We start from the raw sequence: 13,352 nt of genomic DNA, 5'->3' as shown, positions 1-13,352 counted from the left end.
GTCCGAGGCTATAAACAATGGTTGAACGCCGTCCCTGGCTGGATATTCTGGCCCACGTCATCCTGCTTTGCGGCGTGGCGATGGTGGCATTTCCGCTCTATGTCACTTTCGTCGCGTCGACCCAGACCGCGCAGGAAGTGGCGTCCGCGCCGATGTCCCTCATCCCCGGCAAGCATTTCGTCGACAACTACATGCAGGCGCTGTTCGGCGGCTCGTCCGGCGGTTCGTCGGGTGCGCCCGTGGGCCGCATGATGTACGTCAGCCTGATCATGGCGCTGGCGATTTCCATCGGCAAGATCGCCATCTCGCTGCTGTCGGCCTTCGCGGTGGTGTACTTCCGCTTCCCCGGCCGCATGTTCTTCTTCTGGATGATCTTCGTCACGCTGATGCTGCCCGTCGAAGTCCGCATCGCGCCCACCTACAAGGTCGTGGCCGACCTCGGCCTGCTCAACAGCTACGCCGGCCTGACCCTGCCGCTGATCGCCTCGGCGACCGCGACCTTCCTGTTCCGCCAGTTCTTCCTGACGGTGCCTGACGAGCTGATCGAGGCCGCGCGCATCGACGGCGCGGGTCCGGTGCGCTTCTTCCGCGACGTGCTGCTGCCCTTGTCCAAGACCAGCATCGCCGCGCTGTTCGTGATCCAGTTCATCTACGGCTGGAACCAATACCTGTGGCCGCTGCTCGTGACCACGCAGGAAGACATGTACCCCGTCGTCATCGGCATCAAGCGGATGATCAGCGGCGGCGACAGCGTGACCGAATGGAACATCACCATGGCCACCGCCATGCTCGCGATGATCCCGCCGGCGCTGGTCGTCATCCTGATGCAGAAATGGTTCGTCAAGGGTCTGGTCGACACTGAAAAATGACCCCCACGCCGCGCCTTCGGCTTGCTGCCCCCCAGGGGGGCGTTTTCATCTTGAGACGGCTCGGCGATGAAAAGGTGCCCCCTGCCCGCCCTCGCCCACCCGAACACGACTCCGAACACGAATAACTCATGGCTACTCTCAGCTTTCGTAACGTCAAGAAAACCTACGCCGGCAATGTGCCGGTCATCCATGGCATCGACATGGACGTCAAGGACGGTGAATTCATCGTCATCGTCGGCCCCTCGGGCTGCGGCAAATCCACGCTGATGCGCATGGTCGCCGGCCTGGAAACCGTCACCAGCGGCGAAATCCTCATCGACGACAAGGTCGTCAACAACCTGGAACCCGCCGAGCGCGACATCGCGATGGTGTTCCAGAACTACGCGCTCTACCCGCACATGACCGTGTTCGAGAACATGGCCTACGGCTTGAAGATCCGCAAGTTCTCCAAGGACGAGATCAAGAAGCGCGTGGATGTGGCCGCGCAGATCCTGGAACTCGGCCACCTGCTGGACCGCCGCCCGCGCGCGTTGTCCGGCGGACAACGCCAGCGCGTGGCCATGGGCCGCGCCATCGTGCGCGAACCCAAGGTGTTCCTGTTCGACGAACCGCTGTCGAACCTGGACGCCAAGCTGCGGGTGGCGATGCGCCTGGAAATCATGAAGCTGCATCGCCGCCTGGGCACCACCAGCCTGTACGTGACCCACGACCAGGTCGAAGCCATGACGCTGGCCCACCGCATGATCGTCATGTACCAGGGCGTGCCTGAACAGATCGGCACGCCGATGGAAGTATTCGAAAAGCCCGCCTCGACCTTCGTCGCCGGCTTCATCGGTTCGCCGCCGATGAACCTGATGGAAGTGAACGTGGCCGGCGACGGCACGGTGCAGACACTGGACGGCGTCGCGCTGGATATCTCGCCGCTGCAGGTGCCCTCCCAGGTGCGCGGCCGCAAGATCATCATGGGCATGCGTCCCGAGCACATGCTGCTGAACACCCAGGGCGTGCCGGCCGAAGTCGAAATGGTCGAAACGCTGGGCTCCGAACAGCTGGTCCACAGCCGCTGCGGCAAGAACATGCTGGTCGTGCGTTGCACCACGCGCCAGCTGTCCGAGTCCTCGGCCAAGGTCGGCGACCGCGTCAACCTGGGCCCGGACGGCCGCCATCCGCTGCATTGGTTCGAGGCCGACAGCGGCCGCCGCGTGCAAGGCCTGTAAACCATCCCTGGCCGGAAGCCGGCGGCAATGCCCGCCCGCTTCCGCCTAGCCCGCTCCCGTCCGGGAACGGGCTTTTCCCCCGATCAATACGAGTACGTCATCATGGTGCCGATGGAGTACTGCGCACGGTCCCGCACGATGGGACTGTCCGCCGCGTCGCCATACAGGCGCCGCGCTTCCGCCGCCGTGGTCCACGACCAGGACTTGGAGAGCGGCACGGTCCACGTCGCGCCCAGGCCCACGCTTTCCAGGCCGCCCTTGGGCGTGTACTTGCGATAGCCCGAGTTCGCCGACTGCTTGCCGCTCACGCCATACCAGGTGCGCATGTAGTTGCCGTCGCCGAAGGTGCCGGACAAGGCCAGCGAGATCGCTCCAGCGCTGCCTTCGTACACGGTGGTGCTGGCTCCCAGGTTGAACATCGTGTAGGCGCTGCCCACGTCCCGGTCATCGCCCTTCTTGAAGGCATGCGCGATCGTGGCCGACAGGGTCACCGGGCCCAGCGTGGTTTCGGCATCCATGCCGATCTGCGCACGGCTCTTGATGTCGCCCATGCCGCGCAACTTGTCCGAGCCCTGGTAGCCCTTCTTGTGGTCCTTGCGCGCCGCGCTGGGCTGCAGATAGAAGCTGAATGTGCTGTTCAGCGCGTGCGTCTCCCAGCCGAGGCCGCGGTCGGTACCGAGGAAGAAGCCGCCCGGACTGCGCACGCCTGCGCCGAAGATCGGCGTCGCGGAGTACTCGTCGCTGCCGCTGTAGCGCGGCGCGTAGCCTGCGCCCAGCGTGCCGTAGAACAGCCATTCGTCCGCCGGCCCCTCCCCGGTCGCCACCGTCAACCCGCGCGAGCTGGCCCCGCGCTGGCCGTAGACGGAACTGTTCGCAGCGTCATCGGCCAGGGACAGTCCCGGGACTAAAGCCAGCAGACACGCGACGCCGGCGCCGCGTTTAAACAGGGTGGAACGGATTTTTCGCTTCATAACAGCTTCCAAGAAACGAGGTTGAGGGGGGATAAAACCGGGGAGCCGGGAACGGCCCGATCTATTGGGCGATTGCGCCCTGCTTGGCCTGGCGCATCAGCGCCATCGCCATCGTCGACACCGAGGCCACCAACGGCTCGCTCGTGTCGGAATTGCTCATGACCAGCACTGCGAGCTTGTCGCGCGGCGCCAGCACCAGGCGCGAATGGAAGGCTTCGGTGGCGCCGCTATGCAGGCGCAATGGCGTGCCGGCGATATCGTCGCCACAGGGCGCTGCCAGCCAGGACAAGGCCAGACGGCACTCCAGCGCCAAGCCGCCTTCCACCGTTTCCATGTCGAGCACGGCGCGGGCCGAGTCGGCATTGAGTATCCGGCGCCCTTCGTAGACGCCGTCGGCGAACAACATGCTGGAGAAGCGCGCCATCTCCGAGGTGCTGAGCCACAGGCCGTCGGCCGCTTCGTTGGGCTGGGGCGCCTCGGTCCAGGGCGCGCCGCGACGGTAGCCCGAGGCGCGCAATTCGAGCATGCGCGGGTCGGGATGGAACCCGGCGCGCGCCATGTTGAGCGGCTGCAGGATGGTGCGGCGCACGTAGGTGTCGAACGGTTCGCTCGCCACGTGCGCGACCATGTCGCCCAACAGGGCGTAGGCCATGTCCGCGCGTGCGCGTCCCATGGTGTCTTCCAACGATCCAGGGTGCACCGCCAGCAGATTGCGGGCGGTGAAGGGATGCGTGCCCAGCCATTGCATGGCGCCGCGGCGCGGTTGGATGTCCCAATCGGGCAGCGCCTGCGAGGCGGGCTGGTCCAGCGCCAGGCGTCCGTCGTCGGCTGCGCGCAGCACGCCCGCGGCCGTGACGATCTTGGTGATGGTCCCTACGCGATACAGCGTGTCGCTGGTGGCGCTGCGATGGCGCAGCGGGTCCGCGTAGCCGAAGCCCGTGCTCCACACCACGCGCTGGTCGTCGACGATGGCGATCGACAGGCCCGGCACGCCGGAAGCGTCCATGTCATAGGGGATGCGCTGGGCCAGATAACCCACCACCGCCTTGTAGTCGCCCTGGGCGATCGGAGGCGGCGCTTCGGGAGGCACGCCCTGGCAACCGCCCGCGGCGACCAGCAACATACCTACGGCAACCAGGCGGCTGAGGGAAAACATGGCTAGCGGCAAGACCTCTGAAGAGAACTGCCGTCATGCTATCCAGGCGCCTGCCCGCGATCTTTCCCGCTTTGTATGGAGTTTGTGAAGATTGCGGCGGCGGATTGTGAAGTTTGTTTACGTTGTGCCGCGCCGCGGCCGTCAGCCTTCAGGCGGTCTTCCAGGCAATCACGAAACGCACGCCGCCCAGGGGGCTGTCGCTCGCCTGCACGGTCCCGTTGTGCCAGCGAGCCACCCGGCTCACGATGGCCAGGCCCAGCCCGACTCCGCCCGTCCCGCGGTCGCGGCTTTCGTCCAGGCGGATGAAGGGTTCGAAAATGCGCTCGCGGTCGGCTGGCGGGATGCCGGGGCCGTCGTCGTCCACGATCAGCACGTACTCGCGCGCGCCCGGACTGATCAAGCTGACCTGGACCTGCCTGCCAGCATGCCGGATGGCGTTCTGCAGCAGGTTGAGCAAGGCACGCGTCATGTAGCGTTGGTGCAGGTGCACCTCGGGCACCTGGCACAGCGCCACTTCGCAGCGCACGCCCGACACGCCGGCCTCGAAGCCGGCATGCTGCACCACCGAATCCAGCCAGCCGCGCGCGTCCTGCGGTTGCAGCGCCACGCCGTCGCCCTTGTGCTCCAGGCGGGCGTACATCAGCAATTCCGAGGCCATGGCGTCCAGCTCGGCCACGTCGCTCTTCATTTCCTCGACCAATCGCCTGCGCGCGGCGGGGTCGTCCTCGCGGTCCATCATGTCCAGTTCGAACGACAGACGCGCGATCGGCGTGCGCAACTCGTGCGACACGGCATTGGTCAGGTCGCGCTGGTTGCCTACCAAGGCGCTGATGCGGTCGGACATCTGATTGAAGGTATCGCCCAGGTTGCGGATGCTGGAATGGCGCGACAGGCGCGCCCGCGCTTGCAGGTCGCCCTGCCCCATGCGCAAGGCGGCGGTCTTCAGCGCTTCCAGGTCGCGCCAGATGGGCAGCGCCCACACCAGCATGAAGGCGCACAGCAACAGGCCCAGGGCGGAATACACCGCGGCCATCAGCCAGGGGGCGATGGATGGTTCCGGTGGCAGCTTGACCTCCAGCCATTGCCTGCCCGGACCGGGAATCGCCGCCACGAAGGTCTGCTGCTTGTCGCGCACGAAGAAGCTGCCGGACTCCACCATGGCGCGTTCGTCCTCGGTGGCGCCATAGCTGTCGGCGTCGACCACCCTGAGGGCCAGGCCGTAGTGCGGCGCCAGCGCGTCGCGCACGTGCGCCTCGCGCTCGGCGGGCAGTACGCGGCCCAGTTCCTGCACCAGGCTGTGGATCTGGCCACGCACCGCTTCGCGCGTGTAGGCATCGCTGACGGGTTCGAAGAAGTAGTTGGCGGACCGGTCCACCACTTCGTTGGAAATGACGAAGCCCACCGCCAGCACCACGAACAGCCGCAGGACAAACTTAAGCATCACCGCCCTCGTGCGCCTTGGGCGAGAACAGATAGCCCTTGCCCCACACGGTCTTGATGCGCGCCGGATCGCGCGGGTCGTCATCCAGCTTGCGCCGCAGCTTGCTGACGCAGACGTCCACGCTGCGGTCCAGGCCGTTGAATTCGATGCCGCGCACCGCGTTGAGCAGGTCGTCGCGGGTCAGCACCTGGCCGGCCTGGCTGGCCAGCGCCCAGAGCATCTCGAACTCCATCGTGGTCAGGTCCACTTCGGAACCGGCATGGACCACGGCGCGCGTACGACGATCTATCACCAGAGGGCCGAACTCCAGGCGCTCCGGCGGCTCGTCCAGCTGACTATGCCGGCGCAGCAACGCGCGCACCCGCGCCAGCAGCACACGGGGCTCCACGGGCTTGATGACATAGTCGTCCGCGCCGGACTCCAGGCCCAGGATCTGGTCCAGGTCGTCCTCGCGGGCCGTCAGCATCAGGATGGGCGCGGACGAGAACGCGCGCAGATCGCGGCACACCTGCAGGCCATCGCGGCCAGGCAGCATCAGGTCCAGGATGGTGATGGCCGGGTCATGCCTGCGGAATGCCTCCACCGCGTGATCGCCGCGGTAGGCCTGGGCAACATGGAAACCGTGCTGCTCCAGGAACTGCGCAATCAGGCGCGATAGTTTCGGATCGTCTTCGACTAACAAGGCCTTGGTCATGGTGTCCAGACAGAAAAAGTGAGGTCGATGGCGCCGCATTCTACGCAAATGCGGCGGGCGCGCGTTCGACCGGAACGCGCCGCGCCGGTTCCCGGTTCGTCGGAGGAACAAAAAAACCGGGCCGGAAGACTGTCGCTTCCGGCCCGGTTTCCTGCGGAACCGCTAGTGGCTCCGCCGGCGTCGCGGGCCGGCGGCCCGCGCATGGACTTACTTGTAGACGGTCTTGGAACCGTCCTTGTGCCAGGTGAACACGTCGAACTGGAAGTTCGTCAGGTCGCCCTGCTTGTTCCAGGACACCTTGCCGATCGGCGTATCGAAGGAGTTGGCGTGCAGGTACTTGGCGACCTTGGTCGGGTCGTCGCTGCCCGCGCCCTTGATGCCGTCCGCGATGACCTGGGTGGCCGTGTAGGCGGTCATCTGGAAGGCGCCGCTGGCGTTGCGCTTCTTGGCTTCGAAGGCCTTGACGATGTCGGCGTTGGCGGCGTTCTGGGTGAAGTCGGCCGGCAGCGTCAACAGCATGCCTTCGACGGCGTCGCCGGCGATGGCGTTGATGTCGGGGTTGCCCGTGCCTTCCGGACCCATCCACTTGGCCTTCACGCCCTGTTCGGCCGCCTGGCGCAGCAGCAGGCCCATTTCAGGGTGGTAGCCGCCGTAGTAGACGAAGTCCACGCCCTGGCTCTTCAGCTTGGTGATGACGGCCGAGTAGTCGCTGTCGCCGGCGTTGATGCCTTCGAACACGGCGACGGCCACGCCGCCTTTCTCCAGGTCGTTCTTGACCGCGGTGGCGATGCCCTGGCCGTAGGACTGCTTGTCATGCAGCACGGCGACCTTCTTGGGCTTGATCTTTTCCAGGATGAACTTGGCGGCGGCAGGACCTTGCTGGTCGTCGCGGCCGATGGTGCGGAAGATGAACTCGTAGTTCTTGCCGTCGGTCAGCGCCGGCGACGTGGCCGACGGCGTGACCATGACCACGCCTTCGTTGTTGTAGATGTCGGCGGCGGCGATGGTGGCGCCCGAGCACACGTGGCCCACGACGAAACCGATCTTGCTGTTGACCACGCGGTTGGCGGCGACCGGGCCTTGCTTGGGTTCGCAGCCGTCGTCGATCACGACCGTTTCCAGCTTCTTGCCGTTGATGCCGCCGGCGGCGTTGATGCGCTCGACCGCGGTATCGACCCCTTCACGGACCATATCGCCATACTGCGTGACCGCGCCGGTGGTGGGGCCGACCACGCCGATCTTGATGGTTTGCGCTTGCGCTCCCGAGGCAAACGCCAGACCGGCTGCGACGCCCAGCGCTGCAATGACCGGGGTCAGACGAAATACTGGCTTCATGTGTGGACTCCTCTAATGATTTGTAATCGTTAGTTTTTGCACCGGGTCGGACGCCGGATCATCTCCAGGCCATGCATGCCTGCTGGACTGCCCTTTGCAGGGGTTTCGGCCCTGGTCACGCCCGGTTGCATTGCGATTGCACGGCAAGCATACACTGAAAAATAGCCCTTCTCAGGCCAGTTTCGGACCACGTTGACACCCGTCCGATTATTGCGCTGCGGCATTGTTCGCGGGCTGCCCTTATGCCCGCTGGCGTATATGCAAAAGACGATTTATTCGTTTGCGTTACTAAGGCCGCCCGGCATCATGGCCGCCATGAGACTCCAACCGATCATCGTTCCCGGATGGAAAAACTCCGGACCGCAACACTGGCAATCGCGCTGGATGGCCCTGCTGCCGCATGCGCGCCGCGTCGAGCAGCGCGACTGGGAACATCCGACTCCCGGCGAATGGATCGCGGCGCTGGCCACCGAGGTGAACGAGGCCCGCAGTCCCGTCCTCCTGGTCGCGCACAGCCTGGGTTGCCTGATCAGCGCCGCCCTGCCGGTGCCGCTGCGCGCCAAGGTCGCTGGCGCCCTGCTGGTGGCGCCCGCCGACGTGGAGCGCGACAATGCTCCCGCCTGCCTGAGAAACTTCGGGCCGGTGCCGCGCCATTCCCTGCCCTTCCAAAGCGTGGTGGTGGCCAGCGACAACGATCCCTATTGCCAACTGGAACGCGCCCGCGCCTTTGCGCGCGATTGGGGCAGCCGGCTGGTGGTCGTGCCGGGCGCTGGCCACATCAACGCCGAGAGCGGCCTGGACGACTGGCCGCAGGGCCTGAAGCTGCTGGGCGCGCTGCGCCGGCGCGCGGTGTGGCGGGTGACGCCGCCGCCCGAGCGGATCGCGCCCATCCCGGCGCGGCCGCTATCGCACCAACCCTGAACTCAGTCCTGCTACTGAAAAAAAACGGAGCCGCGAGGCTCCGTTTTTCATGCGGCGGCCGTCGCGATCACTGCAGCAGGCTGCGCAGCATCCAGGCGTTCTTTTCGTGCACGTCCAGGCGCTGCGTCAGCAGGTCGGCCGTGGGCTGGTCGTTGGCGGCATCGGCCTTCTCGAAGGCGGCGCGAGCGGTCTTGGCGACCGATTCGTTGGCGGTCACCAGCAGGCGCACCATTTCCAGGGCCTCGGGCACCGAGTCCGGCTCGGAGATCGAGGACAGCTTGCTGAATTCGCGGTAGGTGCCCGGCGCATAGTGACCAAGCGCGCGGATGCGCTCGGCGATGCTGTCCAGTGCGTTCCACTCTTCCGTGTACTGGGTCATGAACATCAGGTGCAGCGTGTTGAACATGGGCCCCGTGACGTTCCAGTGGAAGTTGTGCGTCATCAGGTACAGCGTGTACGAGTCGGCCAGCAGCTTGGACAGTTCGCCGGCGACGGCGGCGCGGTCCTTGTCCGAGATGCCGATGTTGATGCGCGGAACGCTGGAGGTCTTCTTGGGGGACTTGGCCATTGCTAGCTCCTAGGGATGTATGTGCGAAACAAGGATAACACTGCAAATGCGGCGAAATGCCGCAATATCCGCCGCTTTCATCAATCAGTCCTGCGACCTTTTGACGCGGCGCAAACCGCGCGCGCAGCCGCCGGACAGCGGTCCGGAAATCAATCCTGCACCGCCGCCACCTCGTCGGTCAGCATCTTCACGCCGGGCAGCTCGCAGGCATAGACCGCCTGCGCCAGCGCCTCGATGGCGGCCAGCCGCGGGAAGCTGCGACGCCAGGCCAGCACCACGCGGCGCTCTGGCACATGGCCGTCAAATGGCAGATAGCGCAGCAGGCTGTTGGATGGGGGCTGTTCCGGCACCGCGGTCACGGGCAACACGGTCACGCCAATGCCGGCCGCGACCATGTGGCGGATGGTCTCCAGCGACGAGCCTTCGAAGGTGCGCTGGATGCCATCGCTGGCCGCCGAAAAGCGCGACAGCTCGGGACAGACTTCCAGCACCTGGTCGCGGAAGCAATGGCCGCTGCCCAGCAGCAGCATGGTCTGCTGCTTCAGGTCCTGGGCGTCGATCGCCTGGCGCCGGGCCAGCTCGTGGTCATTGGGCACGGCCACCACAAAGGGCTCGTCGTACAAGGGTTGCATGACCAGGCCGGCCTCGGGCAGCGGCAAAGCCATGATGGCGCAATCGATCTCGCCCTGGCGCAGCAGTTCAACCAGCCGCACCGTGAAATTCTCTTGCAGCAACAGCGGCATCTGCGGAGTGCGGCGGATCTGCTCCGGCACCAGCCGCGGCAACAGGTACGGACCGATGGTGTGAATGACGCCGACGCGCAAGGGGCCGGCCAACGGGTCGTGTCCCTGGCGCGCGATCTCCTTGATGCTGGCGCTTTCTTCCAGCACCTTCTGCGCCTGCGCCACGATGCGCTGGCCGATGGGGGTGACGCCGACCTCGGCGCCGCCGCGCTCGAACAGCGTCACGCCCAATTCGTCTTCCAGCTTGCGTATCGCTACCGAGAGCGTGGGCTGGCTGACGAAACAGGCCTCGGCCGCCCGGCCGAAATGCCGTTCGCGCGCAACGGCGACGATGTACTTGAGTTCGGTGAGAGTCATGGTGGACTACGCCCCCGGGGGTTATGCCCCAGCCTTGTGGCTGGCGCTTGCTAGATTGAGATTGGCGGCTGGCTGCATGGTCAAGTGCGCAGGAAATCCTCGCGCCCGCGCATCCAGCGCGCCAGGTGCGCCTCGACCGCGGCCGGATGCTCGGCGCGCAGCCAGACCGCCGCATCGCGTGCGTCTTCGGCGATGGCCGCGTCCGTTTCCAGGTCGGCGAAGCGCAGCAAGGCCATGCCGGACTGGCGCGTGCCCAGGAACTCTCCCGGGCCGCGTTGTTCCAGGTCGCGGCGGGCGATTTCAAAGCCATCCGAGGTCTCGAACATGGCCCGCAGGCGTTCGCGCGCCACTTGCGACAACGGCGTCTGATAGAGCAGCACGCATACCGATTCGGCGGTGCCGCGCCCTACCCGGCCGCGCAGCTGATGCAGCTGCGCCAGGCCGAAACGCTCGGCGTGCTCAATCACCATGAGCGAGGCGTTCGGCACGTCCACGCCCACCTCGATCACGGTGGTGGCGACCAGCAGGTCGACTTCGCCATCTCGGAACGCTTGCATCACGGCGGCCTTTTCGGCTTGCGGCAACCGGCCATGCACCAGTCCGATGCGCAGGTCCGGCAAATCGGCGCGCATGCCTTCGTAGGTGTCCACGGCGGTCTGGAGTTCCAGGGCCTCGCTTTCCTCGACCAGCGGGCAAACCCAGTAGGCCTGCTGCCCGCCGCGCGCGGCCTGGGCAATGTGGGCGATGACTTCCTCGCGCCTTGCGTCCGACACAAGCTTGGTCAGCACGGGGCTGCGCCCAGGCGGCAGCTCGTCGATGACGGACACGTCCAGGTCGGCGAAAAAGGTCATGGCCAACGTGCGCGGAATCGGCGTCGCGCTCATGTTGAGCTGGTGCGGCACATTGCGCCCGCGCACGGTTTCACCCTTGCGGGTCAGCGCCAGGCGCTGCCCGACGCCAAAGCGGTGCTGCTCGTCGACGATGGACAGGCCCAGGCGATGGAATTCGACGTTGTCCTGGATCAGCGCCTGCGTGCCCACGATCAATTGCACGCTGCCGTCAGCCGCGGCCGCCACGGCTTCGCGGCGCGCCTTGGCGGCGAGGCTGCCGCTCAGCCAGGCCACGTTCACGCCCAGCGGCTGCAGCCAGGACACCAGTTTGCGGAAGTGCTGCTCCGCCAGGATTTCGGTGGGCGCCATCAGCGCGACCTGCGCGCCGCTGGCGATGGCCTGGGCGGCGGCGATGGCCGCCACGACCGTCTTGCCGCTGCCCACGTCGCCTTGCAGCAAGCGGTGCATCGGATACGGCTTGGCCAGGTCTGCGGAAATTTCCTGAACCACGCGCTCTTGCGCGCCGGTCAGTTTGAACGGCAAGGCTTCGTACAATCTGGCGACCAGGCCCCCAGCCTCATTGCGCACGGGCAACGATTCCGCTTCCTTGACGCGGCGCGCAGCGCGCGCGGCCGCCAGCGACAGCTGCTGCGCCAGCAGTTCATCGAACTTGATGCGCCGCCAGGCGGGATGGACGCGATCCAGCAAGGCCTGCTCGGACTCGCCCTGCGCTGGCGTATGCAGCGCGCGGATGGCCGGTTCGAACGGCGGCAGGTCGTAACGCGCCCGCGCCTCGTCGGGCAAGGTGTCGGACAGGTCGGCGCGGTCCAGCGCCTGCGCGATGGCACGGCGCAACGTCAGTTGCGGCAGCCCTTCGGTGCTGGGATAGACGGGCGTCAGCGCCGTGGGCAGCGGCGCGTCGGCATTGGTCATGCGCGGATGCACCATCTCGCGCCCGAACAGGCCGCCACGGACCTCGCCGCGCGCACGCAGGCGCTTGCCCACCGTGACTTGCTTCTGCTGGCTGGGGTAGAAATTCAGCCAGCGCAATTGCAGTTCGCCGCTGTCGTCCGCCAGGGTTGCGGTCAGCTGGCGCCGGGGCCGGTAGAGAACCTCGGACTTGGTGATCTCGCCCTCGACCTGCCCGGCAAAACCGGGCCGCAGGGCGCTGATCGGCATGATGCGGGTTTCGTCCTCGTAGCGCAGCGGCAGGTGCAGCACGAAGTCCTCGGGCAGCACCAAACCCAGGTTACGAAGCTTGCGCTCCGTATCCGTCATCGCTTTGCCGGCGCCTTTGTTGTCGGCGCCGGATCGCTTGGAAGCCGCGGCTGCGGCCGGCATGGAGAAACGAACCCCTGGATTGAAAAGTCCGGACGGGCCTTACAGGACCAGAATGGCTTCGACCTCGAACTGCGCGCCCTTGGGCAGGCTGGCCACGCCGATGGTCGAGCGCGCCGGGAACGGCTGGGGAATGATCTCGGCCATGATGGCGTTGGCGGCCGTGAACTTGCCCAGGTCGGTCAGGAACAGCGTCAGCTTGACCACATTGTCCAGCGTGCCGCCGGCAGCCTTGATGACTTCCTGCATGTTGGCGAAAGCCTGACGCACCTGCGCATCGAAGTTCTCGGAGACCAGATCGCCAGTGCCCGGCTCCAGGCCGATCTGGCCCGAGAGATAGACAGTCTTGGTGCCGCTTACGGCAACCGCTTGCGAGTAAGGGCCTACCGCGGCGGGCGCGGTGTCGGTATGGATGATTTGCTTGCTCATGGGCGGAATCCTTCGAAAGTCGGATAGAAACTACAACTATCGAAGTTTATCCAGCAATAGACTTTTGCGAAAGTGGCTGAATGCCGTAGGGTGGCTGCAAGACGGAACATATATGATGCTTCCCGCAAGGCTGGGCCAGCCAAGTCCAATGCGCGCTTCGGCATAATCGTCTGGATACCCACGCAGTTTCTCAAATGAGGCGTTTCCCTTGAAAAACACCAGCCTCCAAGCCAAGCTGGACTACTGGGCAAAGGTGCGCCGCTCCAACTACGCAGCCAGCCTGCGCCTGGAAGGTTACCCAGTCACGCCCGCCCACGCGCAGCGCGAACTGCCTTCCCGCGAAGCCGTGTTGCGCGCCTATCGCAAGCCTGCCTGACATTGGACAAGTACGGCACCGGATAGGATCCGTACTGCTACCCCGGCGGTTTCGCGCTGCGCAACCGACTGAACATCCGGGACGATTCGTTGCTCGCGCAGGCTGAG

The 13,352-nt window shown here is 65.8% G+C and carries 13 protein-coding genes; 4 read left to right on the top strand and 9 right to left on the bottom strand.

Going from position 1 to position 13,352, the window contains the following annotated elements; genetic code table 11:
- The first annotated feature begins 17 nt into the window (after positions 1 to 17).
- Together ugpE and N5C88_RS21010 are read left to right on the top strand one after the other, a co-directional pair.
- Positions 18 to 869, top strand: a complete 852-nt coding sequence (gene ugpE / locus N5C88_RS21015) for a sn-glycerol-3-phosphate ABC transporter permease UgpE (RefSeq protein WP_013393954.1) — start codon at positions 18 to 20, stop codon at positions 867 to 869.
- A 128-nt stretch (positions 870 to 997) separates the two neighbouring features.
- The gene (locus tag N5C88_RS21010; protein ID WP_059375873.1) at positions 998 to 2,086 is read left to right on the top strand and encodes a sn-glycerol-3-phosphate import ATP-binding protein UgpC; all 1,089 of its coding nucleotides are present in this window, start codon (positions 998 to 1,000) and stop codon (positions 2,084 to 2,086) included.
- An 83-nt stretch (positions 2,087 to 2,169) separates the two neighbouring features.
- Here the strand turns inward: N5C88_RS21010 and N5C88_RS21005 are convergent, their stop codons facing one another.
- From N5C88_RS21005 to N5C88_RS20985, 5 genes are all read right to left on the bottom strand, one after another.
- A complete protein-coding gene (locus N5C88_RS21005; RefSeq protein WP_059375869.1) occupies positions 2,170 to 3,057 on the bottom strand; it encodes a MipA/OmpV family protein in 888 nt (295 codons plus the stop codon).
- Between the two features lie 61 nt (positions 3,058 to 3,118).
- Positions 3,119 to 4,213 carry a serine hydrolase gene (locus tag N5C88_RS21000; RefSeq protein WP_280016156.1) on the bottom strand — a complete coding sequence of 365 codons (1,095 nt, stop codon included), beginning with the start codon at positions 4,211 to 4,213 and terminating at the stop codon, positions 3,119 to 3,121.
- A 148-nt stretch (positions 4,214 to 4,361) separates the two neighbouring features.
- Positions 4,362 to 5,654, bottom strand: coding sequence for an ATP-binding protein (locus tag N5C88_RS20995; RefSeq protein ID WP_280016154.1), 1,293 nt, complete (start codon positions 5,652 to 5,654; stop codon positions 4,362 to 4,364).
- The gene (locus N5C88_RS20990) at positions 5,647 to 6,348 is read right to left on the bottom strand and encodes a response regulator (RefSeq protein ID WP_082400978.1); all 702 of its coding nucleotides are present in this window, start codon (positions 6,346 to 6,348) and stop codon (positions 5,647 to 5,649) included. The genes N5C88_RS20995 and N5C88_RS20990 overlap by 8 nt, the downstream gene beginning before the upstream one ends.
- Positions 6,349 to 6,555: 207 nt before the next feature.
- Positions 6,556 to 7,683 (bottom strand): branched-chain amino acid ABC transporter substrate-binding protein, encoded by a 1,128-nt coding sequence (locus N5C88_RS20985; RefSeq protein ID WP_059375861.1) that lies wholly within the window; start codon positions 7,681 to 7,683, stop codon positions 6,556 to 6,558.
- Between the two features lie 315 nt (positions 7,684 to 7,998).
- Here N5C88_RS20985 and N5C88_RS20980 point away from each other — a divergent pair, with 315 nt between their 5' ends.
- Positions 7,999 to 8,604: an alpha/beta hydrolase gene (locus tag N5C88_RS20980; RefSeq protein WP_059376180.1), complete on the top strand. Its 606-nt coding sequence runs from the start codon at positions 7,999 to 8,001 to the stop codon at positions 8,602 to 8,604.
- A gap of 67 nt (positions 8,605 to 8,671) precedes the next feature.
- Here N5C88_RS20980 and N5C88_RS20975 read toward each other — a convergent pair whose 3' ends face one another.
- From N5C88_RS20975 to N5C88_RS20960, 4 genes are all read right to left on the bottom strand, one after another.
- On the bottom strand, positions 8,672 to 9,172 hold the full coding sequence (locus N5C88_RS20975; protein ID WP_059375859.1) for a Dps family protein: 501 nt from the start codon (positions 9,170 to 9,172) through the stop codon (positions 8,672 to 8,674).
- A gap of 149 nt (positions 9,173 to 9,321) precedes the next feature.
- Complete coding sequence (locus tag N5C88_RS20970) at positions 9,322 to 10,272, bottom strand: LysR substrate-binding domain-containing protein (RefSeq protein WP_054454135.1); 951 nt, start codon at positions 10,270 to 10,272, stop codon at positions 9,322 to 9,324.
- 80 nt (positions 10,273 to 10,352) lie between these two features.
- On the bottom strand, positions 10,353 to 12,443 hold the full coding sequence (recG, locus tag N5C88_RS20965) for an ATP-dependent DNA helicase RecG (RefSeq protein ID WP_059375855.1): 2,091 nt from the start codon (positions 12,441 to 12,443) through the stop codon (positions 10,353 to 10,355).
- 39 nt (positions 12,444 to 12,482) lie between these two features.
- On the bottom strand, positions 12,483 to 12,869 hold the full coding sequence (locus tag N5C88_RS20960) for a Rid family detoxifying hydrolase (protein WP_013393965.1): 387 nt from the start codon (positions 12,867 to 12,869) through the stop codon (positions 12,483 to 12,485).
- A gap of 208 nt (positions 12,870 to 13,077) precedes the next feature.
- Between N5C88_RS20960 and N5C88_RS20955 the strand changes: the two genes are divergently transcribed.
- Positions 13,078 to 13,245, top strand: coding sequence for a YhfG family protein (locus N5C88_RS20955; protein WP_118932472.1), 168 nt, complete (start codon positions 13,078 to 13,080; stop codon positions 13,243 to 13,245).
- The last annotated feature ends 107 nt before the right edge of the window (positions 13,246 to 13,352 follow it).

Source organism: Achromobacter sp. GD03932, assembly GCF_029839485.1.
Classification (GTDB): domain Bacteria; phylum Pseudomonadota; class Gammaproteobacteria; order Burkholderiales; family Burkholderiaceae_B; genus Achromobacter; species Achromobacter bronchisepticus_A.
This window is presented reverse-complemented; position numbering and strand designations above follow the sequence as displayed.